28 protein-coding genes and 4 pseudogenes are annotated in these 26,240 nt (G+C 34.1%); 12 read left to right on the forward strand and 20 right to left on the reverse strand.

Annotated elements, in window-relative coordinates; all coding sequences use genetic code 11:
• The first annotated feature begins 100 nt into the window (after nucleotides 1–100).
• Nucleotides 101–645 (forward strand): annotated as a pseudogene (locus tag JFT89_RS05350) (helix-turn-helix domain-containing protein).
• A 48-nt stretch (nucleotides 646–693) separates the two neighbouring features.
• On the opposite strand, the gene JFT89_RS05355 reads toward JFT89_RS05350, so the two are convergent.
• The 6 genes from JFT89_RS05355 to JFT89_RS05380 form a co-directional block, all read right to left on the reverse strand.
• Nucleotides 694–1,374 carry a prolipoprotein diacylglyceryl transferase family protein gene (locus JFT89_RS05355; protein WP_201039600.1) on the reverse strand — a complete coding sequence of 227 codons (681 nt, stop codon included), beginning with the start codon at nucleotides 1,372–1,374 and terminating at the stop codon, nucleotides 694–696.
• Between the two features lie 14 nt (nucleotides 1,375–1,388).
• Nucleotides 1,389–1,943 carry a TlpA family protein disulfide reductase gene (locus JFT89_RS05360; RefSeq protein ID WP_002031090.1) on the reverse strand — a complete coding sequence of 185 codons (555 nt, stop codon included), beginning with the start codon at nucleotides 1,941–1,943 and terminating at the stop codon, nucleotides 1,389–1,391.
• Between the two features lie 18 nt (nucleotides 1,944–1,961).
• The gene (ccdA, locus tag JFT89_RS05365) at nucleotides 1,962–2,675 is read right to left on the reverse strand and encodes a cytochrome c-type biogenesis protein CcdA (RefSeq protein WP_002064714.1); all 714 of its coding nucleotides are present in this window, start codon (nucleotides 2,673–2,675) and stop codon (nucleotides 1,962–1,964) included.
• A gap of 54 nt (nucleotides 2,676–2,729) precedes the next feature.
• Nucleotides 2,730–3,542: a M56 family metallopeptidase gene (locus JFT89_RS05370; protein ID WP_033706634.1), complete on the reverse strand. Its 813-nt coding sequence runs from the start codon at nucleotides 3,540–3,542 to the stop codon at nucleotides 2,730–2,732.
• A gap of 1 nt (nucleotide 3,543) precedes the next feature.
• Nucleotides 3,544–3,960 carry a BlaI/MecI/CopY family transcriptional regulator gene (locus tag JFT89_RS05375; RefSeq protein WP_002031086.1) on the reverse strand — a complete coding sequence of 139 codons (417 nt, stop codon included), beginning with the start codon at nucleotides 3,958–3,960 and terminating at the stop codon, nucleotides 3,544–3,546.
• Between the two features lie 125 nt (nucleotides 3,961–4,085).
• Nucleotides 4,086–4,484 carry a DUF3942 family protein gene (locus JFT89_RS05380; RefSeq protein ID WP_002031084.1) on the reverse strand — a complete coding sequence of 133 codons (399 nt, stop codon included), beginning with the start codon at nucleotides 4,482–4,484 and terminating at the stop codon, nucleotides 4,086–4,088.
• A 541-nt stretch (nucleotides 4,485–5,025) separates the two neighbouring features.
• On the opposite strand from JFT89_RS05380, the gene JFT89_RS05385 reads away from it, so the two are divergent.
• Entirely contained in the window at nucleotides 5,026–5,724 is a 699-nt protein-coding gene (locus JFT89_RS05385; RefSeq protein ID WP_002064712.1) for a peptidase E, read from the forward strand.
• A gap of 53 nt (nucleotides 5,725–5,777) precedes the next feature.
• Here the strand turns inward: JFT89_RS05385 and JFT89_RS05390 are convergent, their stop codons facing one another.
• Nucleotides 5,778–7,187 carry an MATE family efflux transporter gene (locus JFT89_RS05390; protein ID WP_199660697.1) on the reverse strand — a complete coding sequence of 470 codons (1,410 nt, stop codon included), beginning with the start codon at nucleotides 7,185–7,187 and terminating at the stop codon, nucleotides 5,778–5,780.
• Between the two features lie 228 nt (nucleotides 7,188–7,415).
• Entirely contained in the window at nucleotides 7,416–8,180 is a 765-nt protein-coding gene (locus JFT89_RS05395; protein ID WP_002064709.1) for a DUF2087 domain-containing protein, read from the reverse strand.
• Between the two features lie 284 nt (nucleotides 8,181–8,464).
• On the opposite strand from JFT89_RS05395, the pseudogene JFT89_RS05400 reads away from it, so the two are divergent.
• Nucleotides 8,465–9,190, forward strand: a pseudogene (locus JFT89_RS05400) (MBL fold metallo-hydrolase).
• 38 nt (nucleotides 9,191–9,228) lie between these two features.
• On the opposite strand, the gene JFT89_RS30120 reads toward JFT89_RS05400, so the two are convergent.
• Nucleotides 9,229–9,420, reverse strand: a complete 192-nt coding sequence (locus JFT89_RS30120) for a hypothetical protein (RefSeq protein WP_016094350.1) — start codon at nucleotides 9,418–9,420, stop codon at nucleotides 9,229–9,231.
• Nucleotides 9,421–9,552: 132 nt separating this feature from the next.
• Here JFT89_RS30120 and JFT89_RS05405 point away from each other — a divergent pair, with 132 nt between their 5' ends.
• On the forward strand, nucleotides 9,553–9,975 hold the full coding sequence (locus JFT89_RS05405) for a PH domain-containing protein (RefSeq protein ID WP_016094351.1): 423 nt from the start codon (nucleotides 9,553–9,555) through the stop codon (nucleotides 9,973–9,975).
• 94 nt (nucleotides 9,976–10,069) lie between these two features.
• Here JFT89_RS05405 and fumC read toward each other — a convergent pair whose 3' ends face one another.
• From fumC to JFT89_RS30595, 4 genes and pseudogenes are all read right to left on the reverse strand, one after another.
• On the reverse strand, nucleotides 10,070–11,458 hold the full coding sequence (gene fumC, locus JFT89_RS05410) for a class II fumarate hydratase (protein WP_002064705.1): 1,389 nt from the start codon (nucleotides 11,456–11,458) through the stop codon (nucleotides 10,070–10,072).
• A gap of 124 nt (nucleotides 11,459–11,582) precedes the next feature.
• Nucleotides 11,583–12,986, reverse strand: a complete 1,404-nt coding sequence (gene nhaC / locus JFT89_RS05415) for a Na+/H+ antiporter NhaC (protein WP_016094352.1) — start codon at nucleotides 12,984–12,986, stop codon at nucleotides 11,583–11,585.
• Nucleotides 12,987–13,381: 395 nt separating this feature from the next.
• Nucleotides 13,382–14,041, reverse strand: a complete 660-nt coding sequence (locus JFT89_RS05420; protein ID WP_002030981.1) for a class I SAM-dependent methyltransferase — start codon at nucleotides 14,039–14,041, stop codon at nucleotides 13,382–13,384.
• A gap of 112 nt (nucleotides 14,042–14,153) precedes the next feature.
• Nucleotides 14,154–14,243, reverse strand: a pseudogene (locus tag JFT89_RS30595) (TIGR03943 family putative permease subunit); the annotation flags it as partial.
• 3 nt (nucleotides 14,244–14,246) lie between these two features.
• Between JFT89_RS30595 and JFT89_RS30125 the strand changes: the two are divergent.
• A pseudogene (locus tag JFT89_RS30125) lies at nucleotides 14,247–14,364 on the forward strand (cobalamin biosynthesis protein); the annotation flags it as partial.
• A 75-nt stretch (nucleotides 14,365–14,439) separates the two neighbouring features.
• Here JFT89_RS30125 and JFT89_RS05425 read toward each other — a convergent pair.
• Nucleotides 14,440–14,751 carry a DUF3784 domain-containing protein gene (locus tag JFT89_RS05425; protein WP_002064702.1) on the reverse strand — a complete coding sequence of 104 codons (312 nt, stop codon included), beginning with the start codon at nucleotides 14,749–14,751 and terminating at the stop codon, nucleotides 14,440–14,442.
• Between the two features lie 317 nt (nucleotides 14,752–15,068).
• Here JFT89_RS05425 and JFT89_RS05430 point away from each other — a divergent pair, with 317 nt between their 5' ends.
• Both JFT89_RS05430 and JFT89_RS05435 read left to right on the forward strand, forming a co-directional pair.
• A complete protein-coding gene (locus JFT89_RS05430) occupies nucleotides 15,069–16,034 on the forward strand; it encodes a DMT family transporter (RefSeq protein WP_016094353.1) in 966 nt (321 codons plus the stop codon).
• 16 nt (nucleotides 16,035–16,050) lie between these two features.
• On the forward strand, nucleotides 16,051–16,722 hold the full coding sequence (locus JFT89_RS05435) for a GntR family transcriptional regulator (protein WP_016094354.1): 672 nt from the start codon (nucleotides 16,051–16,053) through the stop codon (nucleotides 16,720–16,722).
• A 52-nt stretch (nucleotides 16,723–16,774) separates the two neighbouring features.
• On the opposite strand, the gene fbpA is transcribed toward JFT89_RS05435, so the two are convergent.
• Together fbpA and JFT89_RS05445 are read right to left on the reverse strand one after the other, a co-directional pair.
• Entirely contained in the window at nucleotides 16,775–16,945 is a 171-nt protein-coding gene (fbpA, locus tag JFT89_RS05440) for a Fur-regulated basic protein FbpA (protein ID WP_002012091.1), read from the reverse strand.
• A 193-nt stretch (nucleotides 16,946–17,138) separates the two neighbouring features.
• Nucleotides 17,139–18,038, reverse strand: coding sequence for a cation diffusion facilitator family transporter (locus JFT89_RS05445; RefSeq protein WP_016094355.1), 900 nt, complete (start codon nucleotides 18,036–18,038; stop codon nucleotides 17,139–17,141).
• Nucleotides 18,039–18,306: 268 nt separating this feature from the next.
• Here JFT89_RS05445 and JFT89_RS05450 point away from each other — a divergent pair, with 268 nt between their 5' ends.
• Nucleotides 18,307–19,380: a WD40/YVTN/BNR-like repeat-containing protein gene (locus JFT89_RS05450; RefSeq protein ID WP_201039601.1), complete on the forward strand. Its 1,074-nt coding sequence runs from the start codon at nucleotides 18,307–18,309 to the stop codon at nucleotides 19,378–19,380.
• Between the two features lie 40 nt (nucleotides 19,381–19,420).
• Here the strand turns inward: JFT89_RS05450 and JFT89_RS05455 are convergent, their stop codons facing one another.
• Nucleotides 19,421–20,527: a DUF4179 domain-containing protein gene (locus tag JFT89_RS05455; protein ID WP_002166010.1), complete on the reverse strand. Its 1,107-nt coding sequence runs from the start codon at nucleotides 20,525–20,527 to the stop codon at nucleotides 19,421–19,423.
• Nucleotides 20,524–21,090, reverse strand: a complete 567-nt coding sequence (locus JFT89_RS05460; RefSeq protein WP_149190329.1) for a sigma-70 family RNA polymerase sigma factor — start codon at nucleotides 21,088–21,090, stop codon at nucleotides 20,524–20,526. Before JFT89_RS05460 ends, JFT89_RS05455 begins: the two co-directional genes overlap by 4 nt.
• Nucleotides 21,091–21,358: 268 nt before the next feature.
• Here JFT89_RS05460 and asnB point away from each other — a divergent pair, with 268 nt between their 5' ends.
• Nucleotides 21,359–23,182 carry an asparagine synthase (glutamine-hydrolyzing) gene (gene asnB / locus JFT89_RS05465; protein WP_201039603.1) on the forward strand — a complete coding sequence of 608 codons (1,824 nt, stop codon included), beginning with the start codon at nucleotides 21,359–21,361 and terminating at the stop codon, nucleotides 23,180–23,182.
• 46 nt (nucleotides 23,183–23,228) lie between these two features.
• Here the strand turns inward: asnB and JFT89_RS05470 are convergent, their stop codons facing one another.
• Nucleotides 23,229–24,056 carry a PP2C family serine/threonine-protein phosphatase gene (locus JFT89_RS05470; protein WP_201039605.1) on the reverse strand — a complete coding sequence of 276 codons (828 nt, stop codon included), beginning with the start codon at nucleotides 24,054–24,056 and terminating at the stop codon, nucleotides 23,229–23,231.
• A gap of 124 nt (nucleotides 24,057–24,180) precedes the next feature.
• Between JFT89_RS05470 and JFT89_RS05475 the strand changes: the two genes are divergently transcribed.
• From JFT89_RS05475 to JFT89_RS05485, 3 genes are read left to right on the forward strand one after another with little or no spacing between them, the layout of a single operon-like run.
• Nucleotides 24,181–24,591: a MarR family winged helix-turn-helix transcriptional regulator gene (locus JFT89_RS05475; RefSeq protein ID WP_002030991.1), complete on the forward strand. Its 411-nt coding sequence runs from the start codon at nucleotides 24,181–24,183 to the stop codon at nucleotides 24,589–24,591.
• The gene (locus JFT89_RS05480; RefSeq protein WP_193663019.1) at nucleotides 24,575–24,904 is read left to right on the forward strand and encodes a DUF3147 family protein; all 330 of its coding nucleotides are present in this window, start codon (nucleotides 24,575–24,577) and stop codon (nucleotides 24,902–24,904) included. The genes JFT89_RS05475 and JFT89_RS05480 overlap by 17 nt, the downstream gene beginning before the upstream one ends.
• Nucleotides 24,856–25,761 (forward strand): alpha/beta fold hydrolase, encoded by a 906-nt coding sequence (locus JFT89_RS05485; protein WP_201039607.1) that lies wholly within the window; start codon nucleotides 24,856–24,858, stop codon nucleotides 25,759–25,761. The genes JFT89_RS05480 and JFT89_RS05485 overlap by 49 nt, the downstream gene beginning before the upstream one ends.
• 39 nt (nucleotides 25,762–25,800) lie before the next feature.
• On the opposite strand, the gene JFT89_RS05490 is transcribed toward JFT89_RS05485, so the two are convergent.
• Nucleotides 25,801–26,172, reverse strand: coding sequence for a hypothetical protein (locus tag JFT89_RS05490; RefSeq protein ID WP_000461762.1), 372 nt, complete (start codon nucleotides 26,170–26,172; stop codon nucleotides 25,801–25,803).
• Nucleotides 26,173–26,240 lie beyond the last annotated feature (68 nt).

The raw sequence follows: 26,240 nt of genomic DNA on the forward strand, positions 1-26,240 counted from the left end.
TAAATTAATTTTAATATAGTTTAACATAAATAATTCATTTTAGTTAATTTCAATTTAATTTATTTAAATATAATTTAATAATTATTAAGGAGCATTTATTATGGAAAATATAGATATTGGTAAAAAGATTGAAAAACAAAGAAAAGAAAAAGGATTAACTAGTAAAGAATTAGCAAAGATGGCCGAAATCACACCATCAATGCTTAGTCAAATTGAACGTGGTTCTGCTAACCCTTCTATTCAAACATTAAAGGTACTTGCAAAAGCTCTTGATGTTCCAACATTTAGTTTTTTACTTGAAGAAAATAATACAGACGATTTAATTGTACGTTCTCATAAAAGAAAAAAATGATTATCGATAATTTATCATATGAATTGTTATCACCTGATTTCACAGGAAATTTAGCAACAGCAATTATGACTATCCCACCAAATACTGCTTCATCAGAAAATGTTCTAGAACATAAAGGTGAAGAATTAGCATTTGTATTAGACGGAAAAATCACATTGCACTTAAATGAAGAAGAATACACATTAGAAACTGGTGATAGCGTAAAAATACCAGCTTATTTAAAACATAAATGGGTAAATCAATTCGAGAAAAATGCGATTGTTTTATTTTCTGTTACTCCGCCGATTTTTTAATTCATATGATGATACAAAAATAGCCATGCTCTCCGTGCATGGCTACTTTTATTTTTTTGGTACTAACAAAATCCCTATAATAACAAAAAAACTGAGTATTTGCTGTATTGAAAGACCAAATAGAACTGAATTTTGTTCACTAATAAGTGAAATAATGATATGAGCAATTCCCTCGCAAATTAGAAAAAAGCTTATATTCTTTCCATTTCCTAATCTTTCATTTTTAATCCATAACGAGCCAATTATACCGAGTGCGAGTATAATCTCATACATGAAAATAGGATGATACAAAAATTTTGATTCATATATTTTCATCCCCCACGGCAGTGTCGTTTGTGCACCTACTTCTTGATGGAATATAAAATAAAAGATTATACTCACGCAAAATCCAAAAGGTAATGTATCAAGTAAAATCCGAAGAGAAAATTGCTCTTTTTTACTTTTCCAAACAATATATATACTCGCAATTACGCACCCTACTATAATATGCTGAATACTTCCTACAGCTAATAATGCTGGCATTGGCGCCCCAATGGCCCATACCGGATTTAAAATTGCCGGTGCGAATTTCCATACTAATACAATGATAAGAAAGCCATTCGTTACTGCATCCATCATTTTTTCATATTGAATATTTTGCTTTTTCATCCTTAGTTTCATTAGAGTAAATCCAAATAAACTTCCTATTATAAGAGAAACGGGTTGTAACCTCACCATCCACTCCATCACTATGAAATCCCCTCTTAATTCTCAATTATTTTCTTAAACTTCTCTTCTAATTGATCTGGAGGTAATACACCTCGTGCATGATCTACAATAATTCCATCTTTATTAACAAAAAATGTCGTTGGTAAAGAAAATACTTTATAATCTATTCCAGCTACTCCGTCCATATCTAATAGAACAGGAAATTTAAATCCGTGACGATCTGCAAATGCGCTCGCTTCTTGTACTGGATCCCCGATTGTTGCATTTACCGCAAAGATTTCAACATCCTCCTTATATTTATCATACAAACGAACTAGATCAGGAGCCTCCATTTCACATGGACCACACCATGATGCCCAAAAATTAATAACATATGGTTTTCCCTTTGCATCATTTAACGAATAAAGCTTCCCATCTAATCCTTTTAATGTTATGTTCGGCGCTTTAAATCCCACTTGTGGTAATACTTCCTTCTCTTGTAACTCCGCTTGTTTCGCTTTTCTTTCTTTTTCTTCTTTCTTAGTATTATAAAAGTTAACTCCTGCCCAAATTAGTGCCCCAGCTAGTATAATAGCAATTAGTTTCTTCACTTTTCTTCCTCCTCATTTCTAAAATCCCGTAAATCCGCCGAATAGACGAATAAAGAACGCTGTAATTTTCGTCATTTGATTTGTATATAATAAAACCCCTGTTAAAATCATCATTCCACCTCCGATTTTCATCATGACATTGGCATAAGTAACAATCCATTTTACCTTTCCAATAAAAAATGCCATCACGAAAAACGGAACTGCAAAGCCAAGAGTATATGCCGTAATATAAAGAAGCGCACTTTCAGGATTGGTCGCCCCGAGCATAAGCACTGCAGAAAATATCGGACCAACACACGGTGTCCATCCTGCTGCATATGTCATGCCGACCAAAACTGAGCGAATATATCCTGTCGATTTACTTCTATACTGCACTTTTTTCTCTGCCATAAGCCACTTAGGCTGAAACAATCCAGTCATAAATAACCCCATCAAAACAATAAAAATCCCACCAATTTGCTGAATCAATCTTTGATTAGATGAAAAAGTAATCCCAATCCAACTCACCGATAAACCTAACGCATAAAATATAACCGAGAAACCGATCATAAAAAATACTGTATGTATAATCGCTGACTTTTGCATAATCCCACGATTTTCTTTTAAATCTTGAATAGACACACCTGTAATATATGATAAATAAGATGGATATAGCGGTAAAGAACATGGTGATATAAATGAAAGTATCCCAGCCCCTACTACTAGCCAAATTGTTAAATCCGCCGCATTCATTTTATCCCTCCTAAATACACTACAATGCGTAGTGTTAATTATTAAAAAAAGAGGCTATATGCACTCTCCGACAATAAGTACAATCGACATACAAAATAGCCCTAACGTTACATATACTGAATTTGTATGTAATGGCATATTCAGCTTAACAACTTTCTCATTCAACACTTGCTCAATTCGTAAATTAATTGCGGTTTTCGCAAACGACGCTGTAATACATTGATTTTCCATCGTCTTTATTTTAATTAACTTTAATAATGCACTACCTAGCTCAAATGAAGATTTCATTTTTTGCATCGCATATTTATCTGCTGATAGCTCTTGATATACATGATAACGCTGCAACATCCCTTTTAATATAGGAATATACATCATTCCCTCAGCTAACAATGTAAAGAAAAATAACTTTAATGGATCTCGATTTTTTTGATGATATTCCTCATGTAATACAACCGCATCAATTTCTTCCTCAGAAAATGCCTGAAACATTCCTTCTGAAATGACAATTTTCGGTCGAAATAATCCAATTGTAAATGCCGTAATCTGTAACGTTGATAATACGTACACTTGCTTTCCTTTTCTAGTAATAGACACGAGATTTCTTTTCAATCTTTTACTATAAAAAAATTGCTTCCAAATTCTTTTACTCATAATGATTACAGTAAATAACAGTAATCCGGCTATCGTTATACGAAGTATTGATAGTTCCCTCATATGTTTTTGTAATTCAAATAAACAAAATTGAGAAAGGAAAAATGCTTTATTTTGAAAAAGAAATGGGTATGTAACGTAGTATACTAACATGCTTAAAAAAAGCACACTAATAGTCACTGCTAACAAAACGATTTTACGCATTTGCCACTTCATTTTATCGGTCCTCTTTTTTTAGCCGACTTAATTTCTCTTCTAATTTTTTTATTAAAGATGGATCAGCTTGTTCTAACTCATCTATCATATGGTTCACAACAAGATCTCCAAATTCACCCATTAATTCCTGTGTCATTTTCTTCGTTTGATTAGATAAAAATTCTTCCTTCGTTTGTGTAGTACGATACATACCACTTCTTTTCACAATATGCTTTTCTAAATGTGCTTTCTCTACTAATCTGTTCATAACTGTCATTACAGTATTAAAATTCACCGGGGATTCTTCACTTAATCTCTGTTGCACATCTTTAATGGTAATACCCTCAGTAGCCCAAACAATTTCCATTATTTTCGCTTCAAGCGGTCCGAAAAAGTGATTTAACCCTTGCTCATTTAACTTGTAGTTTTGAGTAAACATCGTATGGCCCCTTTCACACTACAGATTGTAGTATAAAATATATAGAAGGTCAAACATAAATGATATTAACTGATACTTAAATGCATTCTAATCTCCACTAATTAGTTATCTGTACCACGTTCGATTCATTGTAAACCTAACTTCTCTCCAAATGTATCATAGAGATAATATTCTAATATTTGCACACTAAATTTCTCATTACGCCCAAGTGCAAATAATTCCCGATCTTTAGCTACGATAGTATCTAATGGAATCACCACATTATCCACTATTTTTGTAATTTCAATTATATTACTTTCTACGTTTACTTCTGTTTTAAATTCAATATTTTCTAATACTATATGTGAACGTCTTCCTGATGCAAAAAAAGTAAAGTTAGGGTTTTTAAAAATTCCAATTTCACTCTCTAACGGATATAAATATTTATAAATTATATCTCTGTGTCCATCTTTTATTATTTTTTCATCTTTTTCATCATCTAAATATTCTTTCACCTTCGCTGCGAACTCAAATCGAAAATCCACTCTTTCACGCTCCCTCTTTTTAGTCTACGCCAATAAATATATTAATATAATTTAACTATATTATAAAATAAGTTCCTATAAAAAGTAAAAAACACTTTTGTAAAACTTTTGGTATTCCCTGTACTTTTTAAATATAAATACTCTTTCAACATTCATTAGTACGTCGTTATATTCATTTAAACATATTGTTCCCATATTTTGAAACAATATTTTCCAGTATTATATATCAATAAAGTGAAACTTTAATCAATGGGGGGTGTTCATCCCCCATTGATTATTAGCCCACACCAATCGGGTGTTTACGGGCAGCAGGGCTCCCACCTAACTGCTTTGCTCCAATCGAATTTTGAGGCGGGAGTTTACTGCCCGCAAATAGCGGGATAAACTGCTTCTAATTCCTTTCTATCCACAGCTATCGACTCCTTATGCTATTTCAATATATTGTTCACTTTATTTCCCCTTATTCATTAAATCACAGAAGGAATGTAACTCCCCACTATCGAATTTTTACATAACAAATATTATTAGGTGGTGCTTTACTATGAAATTAGCTGTCATTGGTGGCGGTGATTTACAAGATCCAAATCACTTGCATATTAATGAACGACTTATAGAATTAACGAATAAACAATACCCAAAAGTATTATTCATTCCTACAGCTAGTCGTGATGATGAAGGATATATAAAGTTATTTTTAGAAACGTTTGAAAAGCAATTACATTGTGAGGTTCAAATTTTACGCATTTCAACCGAAACACCTACTAAATATGAAATAGATGAGATGATTCATTCTGCCGATTTAATTTACCTTGGCGGTGGAAATTACGTTCACATGCTTGAACAATGGAAAGAACATAAACTAGATGAAAAGTTACTATTTGCTTTAAAACGTGGAACACTTATTGCAGGATATAGTGCCGGTGCTATGTGCTGGTTCACATCTAGCATTCGTTCAGATTATGAAGGTTCCGGTTATATAGAAAGTAGTGGCTGGGGTATTGTTAACAAAAGATTTTGCCCCCATTACAATCAATTAAATAGAATGAATGCCTTCCATACGTTTTTACAAACTCACCAAGGTAATATAGAAGGTATTGCATTAGAAGATAATTGCGCTTTATATATTACAGAAGGTTCATTTGAAATTATCGGTGAGCCAGATACAGCTTGGGAGTTTTATATGAATAATGGAGAACTCATTAGACAACATTTTGACATAACTTTAAAAAGTTATTTATAAGCATTCATAAAAAAATGTCCCTAAGTATAATGACTTAGGGACATTTTCATCTTTTAACTCACTAATCGTGTAATTCGTTTCTTCTGCCATGAAAGCTTATAATATGCATACTGTAATATTAAGCTAACGATGAATGCAGCTGGATACCCAATCCATATCCCTTCTATTCCAAGGCTCGTATGGTAAGAAAGATAATACGCCACAGGTACTTCAACAAGCCAAATTGATACAACACTGATTACAGTTGGCCATAGTACAGTACCACTTGCTCGCATTGTCGCACTAATAATTTGTGCATGACCGAAAATTAAGTAGCTCCATAATGTAATCATGATTAGACTATGAGCAATGTCAATTGTATTTTGACTTGTTAAAAATAGTGCTAAAATATCTCTTGAGAACAAGTAAATAAGAGATATTAATACACCACCAATGATATAATTCATAATAATTCCGGCCTTAACAACTTTCTGCAATCGATCAAATTGGTTCGCACCAATTGATTGCGCTGCAAAAATTGATACTGTAATACCGAGGCTAACCGCTGGCATTTGTACATAACTTGCAACTTGGTTCACAACGCCATACGCCGCTGTTGCATCTGAACCGTACCGATTTACAAATGCGATTACCGCGATCTCTGATAATGAAACTAATATCATATTAATACTTGCTGGAATACCGAGGCGTAACAATAATTTTAATAACTCCCAGTCCATACGAAGATATTTTCTTACTGTCCCGTCTAATTGTAGTGGATGATTTTTCTTCTTTAAATACACTAGCATGACAATAAACGTAATAACTGTAGATATAACTGAAGCATAGGCTGCTCCGTAAACATCTAATTTCGGAGCTCCTAACCAGCCAAAAATCAGAATTGGTAATAAAATCATATTTAGCGCTGTACTTACGATTAAAAAGTAAAATGGCGTTTTAGAATCTCCTGTACCTCTCATAAATGTTGTATATGCAAAATATAAAAATAATACTGGCATAGATATAAATAAAATTCTTGCGTAATGCACACTTATTCCAATAATGTTTTCTGGCGTTCCCATAAGGCGCATAATATCCATCGCAAAAATACTACCTATTATCGCCAACACGACTCCGATAATAAAAGTAAACGTAAGCGTCGTACCAACGATAGCTTTTAAGCGCTCCTCATTTTTAGCACCAAATGCCTGACCAATTAAAATTGAACTACCAGAACCAATTCCAATTACAAATGAAACGAGTAGGAAAAATAACGGGAAAAATGCCGATATAGCTGCTAGATCATTTACGCCAAGCCATCTTCCTACTACTACCATTCCAAATAACTGTCCAACTGATTGTAATACATTACTTAAAAGTAACGGCACTAAAAACATGGACATCGATTTCCATATCGGCTTATGTTCTGTTTCTGACTTCTGTGACTCTACACCTTCTTTATTGTTATCTGTAGGTGGTTTCAAATTTCATTTCTCCTTTTATTTAAAATCTGCACGGTTAAATCCGTGCTCAAATAATTGTAATTACTCCAACCATTTCTATACTGTTTGCTCGTCAAAGTAATTGCCTCTTCCACTCACTATTTTCAAATTCATCATAGAACTTTAACATATTTTTCGTATCTGTAATCCTCTATCTCTTTGTATAGTTGTTTTTATTATGTGCATCTATTCACTTTCTTCTCTTCATTCTTATAACTTCACCCAATATTGGCTTCCATCAGCTGTTCTATCTAAAAAACCATATTCGATTAAATATCTTCTCAAAGTTACAAAATCCGGATATATATTTTCTAAAACTGTATTTACTTCTTTTTCAGTATACTTTTTATTACTATCGAATTTCTTCACTAAATGACGTAATATAATCAATTTACGCTTTTGCTTTTTCGGAAATTTAGAAAGCGGTCCATCCAAACCTTCTGTAAAATGCGCTGTTAAAACTTCAGCATTTTCTTCCTCTGTAATATTGTATCTATCATCCACCATCGTAGCTGTTCTATGAATCGGTACAAATTTAGTTTGAACTTTTGATTTTTCTTCTGACAATTCCATTAACGCTAAAAATACTTTCGCTTGCTTCATTTTCTCGCGCAATGTAAATCGATGATTGCGAATCGTCGATGTGCTCCCGCCATCCATTTCTTTTACAATCTCTTTATCGTTAAGTCCCATATGGAAAAACTGAACCATTTTCTTTTGCAAATCAGTTAAGCCTGTAAACTTTTTATCAAGATTTAATAAATATTCAAACATAGATGTATGCTCATTTTGAATATGCAACTGTACAAACTTCTCTGCTTCATACAAAACTTGATTTTCTTGATAAATAACCCCTTTAATAAACGTTTCTCCACAAGCTAAACAAATATATTCTTCTGCTACCTCGTCAAACACATACCCTTTCTTTAATTCCTCTACCGATGCATCCCAAAACTTCTCTGAAATACCATTCACACTAAACACTCCTTCAAAACGTTTATTTAAAAACTAAACAAATCACAATAACGTTTATTACCACTTCACCATCTTAACATAACACAAACAAACATTTCAACGTTCCGTTTACCCATTTTATAAACTTTCATAAAAAAATCTATTAAATAAATTAAAAAAGGACTTAAAGCAACGAAAAGCGAATGTATTTAATAAATGAATTACTATAGAATGTGAAACAAACCATGACTATTCTGCACGACCCTTGGTTTACTGTTAAACAAATCGCTCGAAATACATATGCGATTAGTGAATATGGACATTGAGAGAAAGTACATTCCTTCCTACTTATAGGCGATACTACCGCACTTCTTATTGATACTGGACTAGGTATCGATAATATGAAACGTATAACGGACCAACTAACAAGCTTACCAATTACAGTTGTCACAACACACGTTCATTGGGATTATATCGGTAGTCACTCACAATATGAAAAACTCTATGTACATGCTTTAGAAGAAGATTGGCTCATTAACGGTATAAAAGGGCTTCCTATCGCTCAAATCCGGAAAGACATCGCTCGTGATATTACTTTACCTACCCCTAAAACATTTCAACCTGAGACATTCAAGCCATTTCAAGGAACACCAACAAAATTACTAAAAGATGGAGATATTATTGATATCGGAAATAGGAAAGTTCAAATTATACATACTCCAGGTCACTCACCGGGGCATATTTGCATATACGTTTATGAAACTGCGTTTTTATTTACAGGAGATTTACTTTATGAAGGCACGATTTTTGCATTTTATCCATCGACAAATCCTGTAGACTTAGTTCAGTCTCTAAACAAAATTACAAACTTCTCTCCTATTAAACAAATTTACGGTTCACATCATACACTTGGTCTTTCTCCTACTATATTGAAAGAAGTAAAATACGATATTCAATATTTAAGTGATAACAACCTCGTTCAACATGGAACCGGCATTCACTCATTCCAAAACTTCAGTATTCAATTTTAACTACAAAAAAGGTGTTTCCACATATAGAAACACCCTTTTTACCTTTTATATATTTTATAAACAACTTCCACTAAAACTTTACTCGCTTGTACAAATACATGTTTTCGCTTTCCATCCTCAACGAATCTATTTGAGCAGCCATTCATAATCATCATACAACTAATTATGACTAGCACTACACTTCTATTCTTGTTAGTCACTTTATGCCACTCCACTATTAAAAACTTCATTTAAATTTATCCTATCAAAAAATTTTACACGAATAATAAACCGAAAGAATATGCAATTCTGCATATTCCCACGTTTTATTACGATGTTATGATTTAATTTAGTTAAAGAACACGTATAACGAGGTGACTAACTTGAAGTTTAAAGCGAAAAAAAATCCATTTCACGTCATTTTTATTACATTATTTATAATTATTTTTTTCATTTCGCTATTCTTCCAAAACGAAAATTCTATTTTTTTCACTCTTATGATGCTGTTAAATATCGTGAATCTCTCTTCATTCTATTTCTCTCACTACAACATAACGGAATCTTCTCTTATTGTAAAACACGGTTTCATATTACGTACTGAAATTCCATTTGAAAATATCCGTCACATTAAATACTCTGGCAAAACACTCCGTTCAGAAAAATGGACTAGGCAGCAATTAGAAATTGATTATAATTTATTTGACTCTGTGACAACTTTCGTACCACAAGAAGAAGAAAAATTCATTTCACTCTTAAAGGAGAACTGTCCGAATATGAAAGTAATGAATACGTCTTCTAACAAATAATATCTTTTGGAGCTTGCAGTAGTACAAGTGGCGGAAACATAAATAAATATCAAAAAAAGCCAAGATTCTAAATTAAGAATCTTGGCCTCTTCTATTATTCTTTCGGAGCAATCATTTTTTTCGGATCTACAATCTCATCAAATTGCTCTTCTGTTAGTAGTCCAGATTGCAATGCTGCTTCTTTTAAAGTTAACCCTTCTTTATGGGCATGCTTTGCAATTTTCGCGGCATTTTCATACCCGATATGTGGGTTTAGCGCTGTTACAAGCATTAATGAACGATTTACATTTTCATTAATTACTTCTTCATCTGCTTCAATACCAACTGCACATTTATCATTAAACGAAACGGTTGCATCCGCTAATAAGTGAGCAGATTGCAGGAAGTTGTAAGCAATAACTGGTTTGAATACGTTTAGCTCAAAATTACCTTGGCTCGCAGCAAATCCGATTGTTGTGTCATTCCCCATAACTTGTGCTACAACCATTGTTAATGCTTCACTTTGCGTTGGATTTACTTTACCTGGCATAATAGAGCTTCCTGGTTCATTTGCAGGGATAATAATTTCCCCAAGACCACTTCGTGGACCACTTGCAAGCCAGCGCACATCGTTAGCTATCTTCATTAAATCAGCAGCTAATGCTTTTAATGCTCCATGTGCAAATACAACTTCATCATGGCTCGTTAACGCATGGAATTTATTTGGTGCAGAAACAAATTGTTTACCTGTAAACAGACTAATTTCTTCTGCTACCATCTCACCAAATTTAGGGTGCGCATTAATTCCAGTTCCAACCGCAGTACCACCAATTGCTAATTCTTTCATATATGTATTGCTATCTGCAATCATACGCTCTGTTTTTTCAAGCATACGGTGCCATCCGCTAATTTCTTGTCCTAACGTTAAAGGTGTTGCATCTTGTAAATGCGTACGGCCGATTTTAATAATATGTTCAAATGCAGTTACTTTTTCTGCTAATGTTTCTTTTAATTTTGTAATAGCTGGCAATACATGATTTTCTACCGCAATTACACACGCTACATGAAGTGCCGTTGGGAACGTATCATTTGAACTTTGAGACATGTTCACGTCATCATTCGGATGAATATGTACGTCAGATCCCTTTTCTTTCAAAATTTGATTACCGCGGTTTGCAATTACTTCATTTACATTCATATTCGATTGTGTACCACTACCGGTTTGCCATACGACAAGTGGAAAATGTTCATTCCATTTTTCTGCGATAACTTCATCAGCAGCTTCCACAATTGCTTGTGCTTTTTCTTCTGATAACTTCCCTAATTTTTGATTGCTAATCGCTGCACTCTTCTTTAAAATCGCAAATGCTTTTACAATTTCAAGTGGCATATGCTCTGTTCCAATCGGAAAATTTTCCTTACTACGCTGCGTTTGTGCTGCCCATAATTTATCAGCTGGAACTTTCATTTCTCCTAATGTATCTCTTTCAATTCTGTACTCCATTTTTTCATCCCCTTGAAAATAAAATACCTACATTTCTCATTTTAACAGACTTCCCTTCAAATGATAAGAATTCTCACTCGTATATATAAAAAAAATACCTTCTGCCATCGCAGAAGGTATTTTTTTATGATGCTTGCTTTCCTTTTTCAGCGTCATCTACATACCAAATGAATTTTCCTGTATATCCGTAAATAACTGCCAAAATTAATGAAACAAAGCTTAACCACATAAACGGAACATATGAGAACGTTGCTACACCTAAAATACCAGCCATAAAAATACCATTATCCGACCACGGAACCATACCAGAAGTTAACGTTCCACCTACTTCTGAGTTACGCGCTAATACACGGCGGTCTATTTTTAATTTATCATAGCTATCTTCCATAATTTTCGGTGTTAAAATAAGTGATACGTACATCGCACAACCAAATATATTAGCTAAGAATGCCACAATTAACGTAGACAACGTTACATTACCTGCAGAATTTAATTTCTTCTCAAATTTTGATACGATTACTTTTAAAACTCCTAGCTTTTCAAGTAGTCCACCAAAACCTAAGCCGAAAATAATAACGGCTACTGAACTAAGCATACCGTTAATTCCACCACGGTTTAATAACTTATCGACAAACTCGACACCAGATTGAATTGAGAATCCGTTATATGCTGTTCCAATTGCCTCTCCAAAGTGCATCCCTTGGAAAAGAGTTGCCCAAATTGCACCAATTAAAGCTCCCATAGCAATTGTTGGCATAGAAGGTTTCTTCAGCGCCAATAGCACAATAACGATTACAGCAGGAACAAGCATCCATATTTTAATATCAAATTGCTTTAATAAAGCTTCTTTTAAAAACTCTACTCTATTTAAATCTACATTATCCCCGCCATACATCCATCCAGCAACAGTAAACATAATGCTGGTAATAATAAAAGCTGGAACGTCTAATACGAGCATAGCTCGAACGTGAGCAATAACATCTACTTTTGCCATAGAAGCTGCAAGAACTGTGCTATCAGAAAGTGGTGATAATTTGTCTCCGAAATAAGCTCCTGAAAGAACTGCCCCCGCAACAAGCGGAAGTGGTAATCCAAGCCCTTCACCAATTGCCATCATAGCAATACCAGCTGTTCCAACTGTTCCCCATGATGTTCCTGTCGCGATAGAAGTTATTGAACAAATAATTAAAGTTGCCAATAAGAATATGCTAGGATGAATGAATTCTAATCCATAATAAATTAATGTAGGTACAACCCCACCAGCAATCCATGTTCCAATTAAAGCTCCAACTGCAACTAAAATAAGAATTGCTTCTAATCCATTAGAAATCCCTTTCGTAATTGCATCTTGCAATTCTTGATAACGAAATCCTAATCTTAATCCAAGCGCAATAACTAAAAACCATGAAATAAATAGCGCTAATTGAATTGGGAGATCAAAAATCGTTTGGAAGGAAAAGACGACAGCAAGAAATAGGCATAAAAGAATAATAATTTCTAGCATCGATGGTAATCTTACACTTTTCATTTTTTTCTCTCCTTACAAGTCGATAACATGATGTATGTAGTCTTACGTGTATGTAGTATACAATTAGCGAAGACAAAACAAAATTTTCATATTATTTCGATTTATTTTTTCAGTATAATATATTCACAACCCTTTCTATTGTAAAAGTAGATTGCGCTTTTCGCAATGAAAAATATAAAAAATGTTGTATTTTTATTTATTTAGATAAAAACACCTAATGAAATAAAAATTTAATCAATGAGGGTTTTATCCATCCCCACTAATTATTAACCCATAATAACCTTTTTAATATTTGCCTCAACAAAACTTTTTACTACCGCTTTCACCTCATATGTAATAATATATTTCCACATAAAAAAAGAGCACACATCATTTAATCGATGCATGCCCCTCTTTTATTTATACATATTTTGTATCTCTTCTTTATTTTTAAGTATTTCCGAAAACTTATCGCTACAACCTTTCGGAAATAAAACTCCGAGTCCATATGAATGCCCAAACTGAAAATGAGGGTATTTCACCTTGACCTCATCCCAAAACTTATACACACCGAAATCACCGTTTTTAACTTCAATATCATGAAATAATACAATACCGTTTTTCGCAACTTTAGGTAACCATGTTTTATAATCATGAGAAACAGCTTCATACGTATGATAGCCATCAATATGCAAAAGATTTATCGTTTCATCTTGAAACTCATCCAGAGCATCATCAAAAGTAGACCGAATTAAATTCCCTATATTCAGGTAGTTATCCCTCACCACTTTTTCTACTATTTGAAAAACCCCTTCTCCATATGGACCTGTATGCCCATCTCCAGCCCAAGTATCTACAGCAAAACATTTTGTGGCTAACCCACCATCTTTTACCCCCTGGCAAAAACTAAAAAAGGAAGCACCTAAATGCGTACCTAACTCAACTAAAGTTGCTGGTTCTTCAAATCTTACTAAATCATATGCGAAATCTAAATGCCCACTCCATGCAGATTGTGACCGAATAATAGGACTAAAATTTTCAAATTCAAACGATGGTTTATGAGTAACCCAGTTCATCACGTATCTCCTTATACACATATTTTTAACAAACCAAATTACTCTTATCTTTATTTTTTTGGCGTCGCGATTATGATTATATTTCATAAAAAGATGAAGAATTACCCCATTCTTATTGGGGTAAAGCATCATATACATATGGATTTGCTGGCTTCTTAATCTTCTCTACTTTACTTATTTTCACAAGTGGAAATAGCATTCCTTAGAACCAGAAGCATTGAAAAACTTGGATGAACGATATGGAGATCAAATAACTGAACTTGTATTTATCGGCATCGATATGAATCGTTCTATTAACAGAAAAAGAAATGAAACAAGATTGAAATACATTTGTTGATCCTATTCCCGCTTTTACTTTCACTTCATAATAAAAAAGCTTCCGTAGCATGGAGCCTTTTTCACTTTGTAGTACTCTTATTTAACATATTTGCTTTAATAAGAAACACAATTGTACCTAAAACAATTAAGATAGCATATACGATACCAACTACATCACCTATTTTTTCTAAGCCAAACGGTAATAGTATAGTAGCAACTCCGACTATATAGGAAAACACACCTGAAAGCTTCGCTAATTTATTTTTATCTCCAACAAACGTTTCTTCCTGATAGCCTGCCAACAAAAACAATCTCTTTTTCACATGTATTTGATAGCCTAAAAAAATGATAAGTAATCCAACAAATAAACAAACCAAAAATCCTGCTAGCATATAACTCCCCCCCTACGATATTTTACTATACACAAAAAAAGATGATCGTTCTTAATAAAATGAAACTTTAATCAGTGGGGGTTTTTCCATCCTCCACTGATTATTAGCCCTCACCAATTGGACTTTTACGAGCAGCACGACTCCCACCTAACTTCCTCGCATTCGCCGAATTTCAAGGTGGGAGTCTTACTGCCCGTTAATGCGGGATAAACAATTTTATTTTTAATTAGAAATTTCAGTTTATTGATATTCCATTCTGTGATATATTGCATATTGTATCCAATATATTTTTTTAAAAAGGAGGACTTATATATTTTATGGATTCAAATCGTTTAAAAGGAATTATTATGGTTGTAATCGGTGCTTGTTTATGGGGCTTATCCGGAACAGCTGCGCAACAACTTTTTCAATATGAAAACGTTTCTACTGAATGGTTAGTTACAATCCGTTTGCTTATATCCGGTGCTATTTTGCTCATTATGTCATCATTCGGAGCGAACAAAAAAGAAATATTTGGAATTTGGAAACAAAAGTCTGATGCAAATAAGATAATTTTGTTCGGTCTTTTAGGCATGCTTGCTGTACAGTACACGTACTTCGCTTCTATTAAAGAAGGAAACGCTGCTGTTGCAACTTTGTTACAATATTTAGCCCCTATATTTATCACTGTATACTTACTTTTCAAATGGAGCGTTCGTCCATCAAAAATTGATTATATTTCAATTACCCTCTCATTAGTAGGGACTTTTCTCCTATTAACAAACGGTTCTGTTCATAACTTAGCTGTATCTACACCTGCTATCATTTGGGGCATTTTATCTGGACTATCTCTTGCATTTTATAGTTTGTATTCAAAAGAATTGTTAGAAAAGTGGTCTTCATCCATTATCGTTGGATGGGGGATGATCATTGGGGGGATTGGCGTAACGATTTTACACTTTATTTCCACAAACGAATTCATTTTATTATCAACTATGAAATATGTAAAACTAAGTACCCTCCCGCTCATTACATTTGTCGTCATTTTCGGGACACTCATCGCATTTTATTTATACTTAGATAGCATAAGATACCTTACGCCTAAAGAAACAACATTATTTGGCTGTACAGAACCACTCGCAGCTATTATTTCTTCTGTGCTTATTTTGCACGTACCGTTTCAATCTTTTCAGTTATTAGGTGCTTTTTGTGTAATTGTAATGGTGCTCATATTAAGCCAAAAACCGGATAAAGGAAAACCAAAATTAAAGCTTGTTAATACGAAAAAGAAACATATACAATGAAAGGATTGAATTCACTATGCCTGTCCCTCAAAATTATAAAAAACCAGGAAGAGTTTCAGCAAAGTCACTCGTTTTAAATCAACTGCAAGATTGGATTATAGAAGGTGTTTTACGACCTGATGAAAAAATAAATGATGGGGAATTGGCAGAAGCACTAGGAGTAAGCAGAACACCTGTTAGAGAAGCTTTACAAATTTTAGAGCTTTCTGGATTAGTTGAAATGGTACCTGGGCAAAAAACGAAAATCGCGCCTATTAAGTTAGACGACGTATCTATCATTTATGAGACGATAGCTGGTCTTCACTCAATTATAGGAAAGCAAGCACTGCAAAAAGTTATAGACGCTGATATTAAACTACTTTCCGAGATAAATGATGCTTTTCAACAATCTATACATGAAAAAGATTCAAAAAAAGCTTTAGAACTAGATATACGATTTCACAATACAATTACTTCTATTGCTAAAAACCGATATATTGAACCTTTTCTAGAAAATATGCAACTTCACATTTTACGCCTTGAATATTTATTTTTCCAAAACTTCGTGCCTGCAAGTCAATCTATTAAAGAACATCACTCTATAATTCAAGCACTACAAAAACAGGATGAAAAACGAATGGAACAAATGATGTCTCAAAACTGGCTCCGTCCAATGAAAGAAATACAAAAAATAATTTCTATGAAATAATAAAGCTGGTTACACAAAAGTGTAACCAGCTCCTTCTTTAATAATCTATGTGCTATGCCTGAATATTTGCGTAATCTTCAATATGCTCGTACTCTTTTTCCAATTCCTCTAAAGACAGCTCGTATAATTGTCGGTCGCGAATCTTAAACACCCCTGCTCCAATTAACTCATCAATTAAATGTCTCTTACGATTTTCAACAGCAAAACGGAGTTGACTACTCATCTTTTAAAAAACTCCTTTCTACGATCATTGAAAATGATAATCTTTATCAATTACCACTTTTGATTATAAAAGATGATTCTTAATAAGTAAAGTAATCTTATGAAATATTTACCTTACAAAGTATTTGTGGCCACATTATATATATGTATGCCACGCGAAAAATGTTATGACATTTTTTCATACCCTTTTTCTTTCATACTTTGCAAGTTGTCTCATTATGGTTAAATTCACCTTCTATTTCAACTTGAATGGTGACATGTTCTACATGAAATTTCCCCTTTAATACATCCGTTGCTTCTTTCAATACGCTTTGCGTTTCATTACCTTCGATAATAAGATGGCAAGTTAATACTTGAAAATCTGATGTTACAGACCATATATGTAAATCATGAACTTCTTTTACAATAGTAATATTTAATAATGTATTTTTCACCTCTTCAGCATCTATGTGCTGCGGTGCACCTTCCATTAATATATGAACTGTATCACGTGTTACACGCCATCCACTTATAATGACTAAAATAGACACAAGAATACTAGCAACCGCATCTGCAGCAGTCCATCCAAAAAATTTAATAAATAACGCAGCAATAATCGCTCCAACTGAACCTAATAAATCGCCTAGTACATGTAAGAACGCACTTCTTAAATTTAAATTACCTTTCACATCTCCGCCTCTCATTAATATCCAAGCTGATACAATATTAATAAGCAGACCAAGCACAGCAATAATGAGCATTCCATTACTAGCGATTTCAACTGGTTCCTTAAAACGACGAATTGCTTCAATAAAAATATATACTGAAATGACAATAAGAACGACACCATTACATAATGCCGCTAACATTTCGACTCGCTTATACCCATATGTTTTCGCGGCCGTTGCCGTTTTTTCCCCAAGCTTGAACGCAAGTAAACTTAAAGCTAAGGATACTGCATCACTTAACATATGCCCTGCGTCAGACAATAGTGCTAAGCTATTTGTTACAAATCCGCCAATAACTTCAGCAATCATAAAGCTTGTTGTTAATAAGAAGGCAATTAATAACGCTTTTTTATTTTTTGAATGACCGTGATCATGTGAGTGTCCCATACAAATACTCCTTTAAGTGCAATATCTGTATGTTAGTATGAAACACATTCCCTATCTTTATCCCCCATTAACGCCCGATAGTGAATGCTACTAATCCGTAGAAGATGAACAATACCCCACTGATTAAAGTTTCACTTTATCCCGCTTCCTCTGTATACAAACTTCGCTACTTTTCAAACAAGTCCTTTTTCTCAACTAAAAACAAGACTACTTCTTTTTTATTTTCATATTGTTTACTAATGAAAGAATTTTTAAGGGGGTTACAAAATTGAAACGACTATTTCTCTGCATGGAGCGTGAACTTGTTGTAGTAAAAGAACAATATGGTAACTATGAAACCACATATCCTTTACAAAATATGCAACCTACCTGTATTGCCGTGGATCCATTCCAAACGAATCGTGTATATTGCGGGACATTTGGACGAGGTTTATGGCTAAGTGACGATGGCGGAGATGCCTGGAGACCGATTGGTGATTCTTATCGTTATTTTGATTTTCCGAAAGAGGATGGTATTTTACATTCTTCAATTACTTCCATTACGATAAGCCCTAATGAACAAGTTAACGGATATGGCGTCGTTTATGTAGGTACAGAACCTAGTGCTTTATTCCGTTCAGAAAATGGTGGTGAAACGTGGACTGAACTTAAAAATATGAAATCATTATTATCTTCCTATACGTGGGCTTTTCCGCCTAGACCTTTTACCCATCACGTACGCTGGATTACAGTTGATCCAAACAATCCAAATACACTCCATGTTTCAATCGAAGCTGGTGCTGTTATTCAAAGTAATGATAAAGGGCATACATGGATTGATAAAAAATTCGGTGCTCCTATCGATGCTCATCAATTACTCATGCACCCTGAAGCCCCAAATCGCCTTTATGCATCATGTGGTGACGGATTTATGGGCGGACCTGATCGCGCATATCTTGAAAGTTATAATAGCGGAAACAGCTGGATCTCATACAGTGAAGGACTTGAACATCATTATTTATACAGCATGGCTATCGATCCGGCTGATTGCGATACAATTCTCGTTTCTGCCGCACCGAGTGCTGATTTAGCTCATCACCGTATTCCTTATGAATCTTATATTTATCGTAAAACGAAAGAGACTCCGTTCCAGCAAGTACAGCAAGGTCTACCCTCTGCAATTGGTACAGTCATTTCGATGTTTGCTACAAATCCGGCCGAACCACATACGTTTTACACTTTAAATAACAATGGCATCTTTCAATCCACTGATAGCGGTGAAACGTGGGAACAACTAAATATTCCATGGAAAGATGAATATAAAACGCAGCATCCGCATGCGTTACTCGTTACTAATTCTTAACGAAAAAGAGACTGCCTAATGTTTTTAGGCAGTCTCTCTTTTATTTCTTTAAATCAATTACGATATCATCTAGAACAATATCTTTACTCTTCGCTTCTTTTTTCGGCACTTCAATTTTCTTCTCGATTCCATTAATAAATTCCACTCCACCAAAGTTTTCTGGTGTATGCACTCGTAAGTTCACATGAGGTGTAACGATAAGCTTTGTTGCATTTTCGTTCAACTTTTGGAATGTAGCACTCCAACTACTTTTATGCGGTTCTGCTACTGTACTACTTCCGCCATTTCCTTCACCTGCATATCTATTTCCTAAATCATCTTTTATTTCTAACTCAACATCCGCACTATCCCATATACTTCTTAATGCCTTAGATTCTTCTTGATTATAAAAAACGATAAATGACATCGGGGTTACTTCCATTTTGTCTATGTTTACTTTTATTAATTCATTTTCAGTACTTCCTTTAAGTTTCATTTCTTTACTTTCCATAGCATTTAAAGACAGCGCAAAATTCCAATCCCCTTTTATTGATTGTTTTCCATCTATTGTTTCTATTTTGTCTATCTCCCACTTGATATTTGCAACATTCATTTTTTTACCATCAACATCACTTGCTGTACTCATACCCACATACTTTTTATCCCCTATTTTTGTAATTTTAGAGCTACCAGTCATACCATTAAAACTTACAACCTGTAAGGATTCAAGGATGTTTGGATTTTCTCCTAAATCTCTATCACTTTCAATAGAATACGTTATTGTTACAGTTCTCCCGTTAAAAACAGCATCATTGAGTGTAACTTTAACCCCATTACTCTCTTTCGTCATATTCAATTCAGTCGAAAACTCTTTATAATTTTCATGTACCCCTGTTCTACCATTATCTAAAAATCGGAATATGTCACCTACAATTGGCAATCCCCCGGCATATGTAGGAAACCCAATACCAAGCGTTGCAACTGATAATCCTACTAAAATAGATGCAGCAGCAACACCTTTTTTCCAACTTTTCATCTTTTTCTTCGTACGTATCGATTGTTTTACATTGCGTTTTACTTTTTCTTTTTCAATTTCAGAAGCCTCAATTTCCTCAAGTTCTTTTTCATCTATATCAATGTCATTTAATAATTCATAAATGTCTTTCATATTGCACTACCTCCAAAACTAATATTCGTAGCATTTTGTTGTAGTTTCTTTTTTCCCCGGTACACACGATTATCAATCGCTGCCCTGGTTAATCCTAATTTGTCACCGATTTCCTCTGTCTTCATACCGAGGAGATATTTCATAACGAACACCTTTTGATCTAAAGGTTCCAATTGATTAATAAGCTTCAATAACTCTTCCCTATCTTCCATAACGATTAATTCATCTTCTGCCGATTTTTCTGTACTAATATGAAACTCATCTGAAATAATTTCTACTGTTCTAGTCGCTTTCCGGTAATAATCAATCGCCTTAAACTTTGCAATCGCTGCAATCCATTTTTTAAAATCATTCGGCTCTCCATGAAATTTATTTGCATTATTCCAAATGGAAAGAAATATATCGTTAACACATTCCTCTATGAGTCCATCATTTTGAACCGGAAGAAGAACTTTGTGCGTTATCCCCTTTATGAGCGGTAAGTATGTATCGACAACAAATTCTAGCGCATCTTCCTTCTGCCGCTGTAATCTTTTTATAAAATTTTTCTCATTTGATTTCATGTAGCGATTCCCCTTATTTTTTTGTAAAAGCTTTTACACCCTATATAACGTCTAAAAAAATATTTTCTCTCATCTTTTTTATTTTTTGTATGTAATGGAATACTTTTCCTTAGCCATTGTCTCATATAAATATAAGCTTGAAGAAAATTTTCTCAAGTCTGTAATTCAATTAGTGTAGTACACTATTTATGCAGACACTCTTTAACCTGGTGTACATTTCATTTAATTAATCTACTTTTATAATTTTAAATTAGGAGATGAGATTTGTATGTGTGGAATTACAGGTTGGGTAGATTGGAAAAAGGATCTTTCAAATGAACATGTTATTTTAGAAAAGATGGCGAATAGTATTCAGCATCGCGGTCCTGATGCTGAAGGATTTTGGTTTTCACCTCATGCGGCTTTTGCACACCGACGTTTAATTGTTATTGACCCAGAAGGCGGGACGCAGCCAAAAACATTCCGTGCCGGTGATTATACGTATACTCTTACTTATAATGGAGAAATTTATAATTTTCGTGAGCTGAGAGAGCAGCTTCAAAAACGTGGGCATGCATTTGAAACTCACTCAGATACAGAAGTGTTACTACATGCTTATTTAGAATGGAAAGAAGACTGCGTACAACATTTAAACGGAATTTTCGCTTTCGCCTTATGGGATGATCAGAAGCAACAACTGTTTTTAGCACGCGATCATTTAGGTGTAAAACCACTTTTTTATTCGGAAAGAAATGACAGTATTATTTTCGGATCTGAAATAAAAGCGTTATTAGCTCATCCATCTGTTCCTGCTGAAATTGATGCGGATGGAATAAATGAAATATTTGGATTAGGCTTATTTCGAACTCCAGGATGTGGCGTCTTTAAACATATTCAAGAAGTTCGTGCTGGACATTCTATAACATTCACACGTGATAAAAAAGTAGTTAAGAAGTATTGGAATTTAGAAAGTAAGATCCATACAGACTCTACCCAAGACACATCTTCTCATATTTTATCTATTTTACAAGATACAGTAAAAAGACAATTAATTGCCGATGTTCCTCTCGTCTGTATGTTATCAGGCGGATTAGACTCTAGCGGTATTACTGCACTGGCAGGTAAAGAATTTGCAGAGGAAAACAAAACACTTCACACGTATTCAATTGATTTTGTAAACAGCGCAAAAGATTTCGAGCTGACATTTGCTCGTACTGGTTTAGATGCTCCTTGGGTAAAACGCGTTTCTGAACATGTAGGGACATCGCACCATGATATTATTGTGAATGCTGAAGAGTTAGCAAATCACTTATTCGTTCCCCTTCACGCGAAAGATTTACCGAGTGCTGGCGAAATGGAAACTTCACTTTATTTACTATTTTGCGAAATGAAAAAAGATGCAACCGTAGCTTTATCTGGAGAATCTGCTGATGAAGTATTCGGGGGATATCCTTGGTTTCATCAAGAAGAACTATTATATGTAGATAAGTTTCCGTGGTTAACAAACTGGAAAAACACATCTTCTCTATTATTAAACGACGTAACAACTCAATGTAATCCTGAGCAGTATATTAATAAACGATTCCATGAAGCTGCTCTTGAAGTACCTACTCTTGAAGGTGAAAGTAAAAAATCCGCGAAACAACGTCAAATGTTTTATTTATTTTTAACACGATTCCTTCCGTTCTTACTCGACCGTAAAGACCGTATGAGTATGGCTGTAGGATTTGAAGTTCGTGTACCGTTTTGCGATTATAGACTAGTTGAATATTTATGGAATGTTCCTTTCAATATTAAAAGTATTGATAATATCGAAAAGGGAATTTTACGTAGAGCGCTGAAACCGGCTTTACCTGATGATGTGCGAAATAGAAGAAAAAGCGCTTACCCTACTTCACAGGATCCACACTATTTACAAACAATCCGCAATTTAACGCTTGATATGTGCAGCAATAAAAACAATCCTGTTTTCTCACTCATTAACCATTCCATATTACTTGCAATTGCTGATCAAAGTAACAAAGAGATTACCAATTTTGAAGCAAGAAGTGCTATGGAGTATATGCTACAAGTAAATGAATGGTTAAAAACGTATCATATTCATATTGCTTAACAAAAAAGAGTTCAAGGACAAAAACCCTTGAACTCTCTTTCATTTATTAATTGGCACATTGTCTATTTTCAGTATCGATGGACCATCCAATAATAGTGGCACAATCTCTACCTTTCCACTGAAGTACATTTGTTAATACAGGCTCAATCTGTAAACAAGATCCGTCGTGTAATATTTCTACTAAAGATTGATCATCATCAAACTTTCGTTTATCACATTCTAAAATACCATCCGTTGCCATTACAATGTGATTCGTTCCTTTTTCTAATCCCCTTATCCCTGATGTAAAACAAGGTGTATTCGCTGCAAAAATATTTTTTCTTCCTATATACTCATAGTTCTTACGCTTATTTAGCCTACCTTTTCCATTCTTCGTTTGCTCTGAATGGAATAAATACGCGAAGCAATCACCAACTGATAGCCAATATAAGAACTCGCCTTTTCGTAAACAAATTAAACATGCAAGTTCCTCATCATCTTGGTCACATTTCTCGATAAAGAGCTCATCTGTAAATAACGCTAATAAATACATATGTGTATGATGAAAAGCTAAATGGATTGGGTATGAAAATAACTCTTTTAGTTTTTCTTCTCTTTCTGAAATCGCTTCTATTATATAATGTATATTTTTCGTTTTATGATGTGTATCAAAAATCATAACAAATTCAAATGCTAATTTCGGATCCCACCAAGCTAGCACTGCATCTCCTCTTTCATATGCATCACTCTCTTGATTTCCTCCATATACGCCGACTGAAAGAGGACCACATTTTTCAACATGTATTTGATCTACATACATCTTTTCATGACTAATCCATTTAAATGTATTCACAGCTATCATCCTCTCTCTTGCTAAATGTATACCTTTACACATAGATTACCTTATATTTCAATAAAAATAAACTTTTTCAACATTTTTAATGAAAATACAAGGATTTTACTTCTGAATCAACGAATATATCTTACTATACGATATAAAAATAGGAGGATTTATCATTATGAAAGACATTAATCAACATTGGGAAAGTATTTATTATCACTTACGATATGAATATGAAGACAACCTTTCTCACCAAGCTATTCGTATTTTACAAATCGTTTCTCGTGAGAAAGATATAACAATTGGAAAAGTTGCTACTGAGCTTAGTCTCTCTCATAACACAGCATCTGAACACGTAAAGCGCCTTATTCAAAAAGGATTTATTATAAAAGAAAGAAACAAACACGATGAAAGGGTTGTAAACCTTACTTTAACGAAAGAAGGCATTGAAGTATTAGAAAAGCATACTTTACTAGATAAAGAAAAGATAAAAATATTAGAATCACAGTTATCAAAAGAAGAGCAACAACTAATAGAAAAAGCCTTTTCGTTATTAGCGAAGGAGGCAAAATATGCATTTCCTCGTTAAAGTAATCGTTTCGGCACTTATTATCGGCGTTATTACTGAAGTCGCTAAACATTATAGTACGATAGGCGGCTTTATTGCTGCCCTTCCACTCGTTAGTTTACTAAGCCTATTTTGGATTTCTTTCGAAGGTGGGAGTAAACAAGAATTAAGTCAATTCGCTTTAGGCGTATTATATGGATTTCCTGCATCCGCACTACTATTATTTATTGTTTATATCGGTTTAAAGAACTCCTTTTCACTTAGTACATCTATACTCTTCGGCATATGTGCCTGGTGTATCGTCTTTACTTGCCAAAAAATATTTCAAGCTTAGGGGGAATTACTATTAATAGATCAGTAGAGATATTTGGACAAACTGTAGAAGTATATATAAGAGGTAACAGTAAACAAACTGTAGTCATTCAAACAGGAATGAGTTGCTCATTTTATGATTGGCTCCCTATTATAGAAGAGCTTTCACAACACTTTACAGTTGTTTCATACCATCGCCCAGGTTACGGAAAAAGTGAGCTAGGAAATACTCCACGTACAGCAAGGCAAGTTACAAAGGAACTACATATGTTACTAAACAAACTCCATATTCACAAGCCAATCATTCTAATCGGCCATTCCTATGGAGGGTTATGTGCACAACATTTTGCAATGTTACATGAAGATAGGCTGCAAGCACTTCTTTTAGTTGATTCTACTTCCATGAACTTACACCGATTAGATGAGCTTCATTTACCAGTTTCTGATGATATGTGGCTACAAAAATATCATACTTACTCCAACATGGATGCAGATGCACTTTATAATGAACTAAAATCTATGCTCGTCAATACAACAAAACAGCATATCAAATTTTCTACCTCTCCTTCATTATATAAAGCGACAGCTTCTGAACTGTCCGAGTGGAAAAATTGTGCTCGCTCAATAAAAAAACAACATAAAACATTAGAAATACCATTAATTTTTATCGGTAGAGATCCTCAATATTCTATTGCTCAATTAATTGAGGGCGGTATGCCAAAAGAAGAAGCTACACAACTTGAAGATATGTGGCAAGAACTTATTCGTGAACAATTAAATCTCTCAATAAACAGCCAATACATTTTGGCTGAACATGCTAGTCACGGGATAGAAAACGATCGTCCAGATGCTATCATTGAAGCCATTCACTTATTGTAAATAAAAAAAGGAAGCAACTAAAGCTGCTTCCTTACTTATCTATTCATAGTCTTCTTCATCATCGACTTCTTCATAATACGAACTCCCATTGCTTACATATATAGGACCGTTCGCAACATCAATACGTAGTACCCATGCCCACGGCACAGCTAAACGTTTATGTATTGCTCTCCAAAAGTTCATTGATTTTCTTTCGTACTCCTGGAACTCCTGAAGTAACTCTTTATAGGAGGAACCGTCTAACTGAATATTTGCTTCTAATAAACGAGAATGGGCATAGTACTGTAACTCTAGTTCAGCAGCAATCTCCATTTCTTCTTCCGTTGCCATACCTATAATTGCTCCATCTGCTGGTGCGATTTCATATACGTTGTGAACTTCAATAAGCCCTTCTTTCTCTTTCTCAAACATGTAAACAGCCTCCTTTAACCAATATTTTTTATGTTACAAAGTCATACTTCTACAATACCTTCTCCCTT

The sequence above is a fragment of the Bacillus sp. TH25 genome (assembly GCF_016650935.1).
Classification (GTDB): Bacteria; Bacillota; Bacilli; order Bacillales; family Bacillaceae_G; genus Bacillus_A; species Bacillus_A mycoides.

Coding starts and splice junctions, on each gene's coding strand:
- ccdA (WP_002064714.1), bottom strand. CDS start 2,675: ATGAATGCGGCGGATTTAACAATTTGGCTAGTAGTAGGGGCTGGGATA.
- JFT89_RS05370 (WP_033706634.1), bottom strand. CDS start 3,542: ATGAAGTGGCAAATGCGTAAAATCGTTTTGTTAGCAGTGACTATTAGT.
- JFT89_RS05375 (WP_002031086.1), bottom strand. CDS start 3,960: ATGTTTACTCAAAACTACAAGTTAAATGAGCAAGGGTTAAATCACTTT.
- JFT89_RS05385 (WP_002064712.1), top strand. CDS start 5,026: ATGAAATTAGCTGTCATTGGTGGCGGTGATTTACAAGATCCAAATCAC.
- JFT89_RS30120 (WP_016094350.1), bottom strand. CDS start 9,420: ATGAAGTTTTTAATAGTGGAGTGGCATAAAGTGACTAACAAGAATAGA.
- fumC (WP_002064705.1), bottom strand. CDS start 11,458: ATGGAGTACAGAATTGAAAGAGATACATTAGGAGAAATGAAAGTTCCA.
- nhaC (WP_016094352.1), bottom strand. CDS start 12,986: ATGAAAAGTGTAAGATTACCATCGATGCTAGAAATTATTATTCTTTTA.
- JFT89_RS05420 (WP_002030981.1), bottom strand. CDS start 14,041: ATGAACTGGGTTACTCATAAACCATCGTTTGAATTTGAAAATTTTAGT.
- JFT89_RS05425 (WP_002064702.1), bottom strand. CDS start 14,751: ATGCTAGCAGGATTTTTGGTTTGTTTATTTGTTGGATTACTTATCATT.
- JFT89_RS05430 (WP_016094353.1), top strand. CDS start 15,069: ATGGATTCAAATCGTTTAAAAGGAATTATTATGGTTGTAATCGGTGCT.
- JFT89_RS05435 (WP_016094354.1), top strand. CDS start 16,051: ATGCCTGTCCCTCAAAATTATAAAAAACCAGGAAGAGTTTCAGCAAAG.
- fbpA (WP_002012091.1), bottom strand. CDS start 16,945: ATGAGTAGTCAACTCCGTTTTGCTGTTGAAAATCGTAAGAGACATTTA.
- JFT89_RS05445 (WP_016094355.1), bottom strand. CDS start 18,038: ATGGGACACTCACATGATCACGGTCATTCAAAAAATAAAAAAGCGTTA.
- JFT89_RS05455 (WP_002166010.1), bottom strand. CDS start 20,527: ATGAAAGACATTTATGAATTATTAAATGACATTGATATAGATGAAAAA.
- JFT89_RS05460 (WP_149190329.1), bottom strand. CDS start 21,090: ATGAAATCAAATGAGAAAAATTTTATAAAAAGATTACAGCGGCAGAAG.
- asnB (WP_201039603.1), top strand. CDS start 21,359: ATGTGTGGAATTACAGGTTGGGTAGATTGGAAAAAGGATCTTTCAAAT.
- JFT89_RS05470 (WP_201039605.1), bottom strand. CDS start 24,056: ATGTGTAAAGGTATACATTTAGCAAGAGAGAGGATGATAGCTGTGAAT.
- JFT89_RS05475 (WP_002030991.1), top strand. CDS start 24,181: ATGAAAGACATTAATCAACATTGGGAAAGTATTTATTATCACTTACGA.
- JFT89_RS05480 (WP_193663019.1), top strand. CDS start 24,575: ATGCATTTCCTCGTTAAAGTAATCGTTTCGGCACTTATTATCGGCGTT.
- JFT89_RS05485 (WP_201039607.1), top strand. CDS start 24,856: ATGTGCCTGGTGTATCGTCTTTACTTGCCAAAAAATATTTCAAGCTTA.
- JFT89_RS05490 (WP_000461762.1), bottom strand. CDS start 26,172: ATGTTTGAGAAAGAGAAAGAAGGGCTTATTGAAGTTCACAACGTATAT.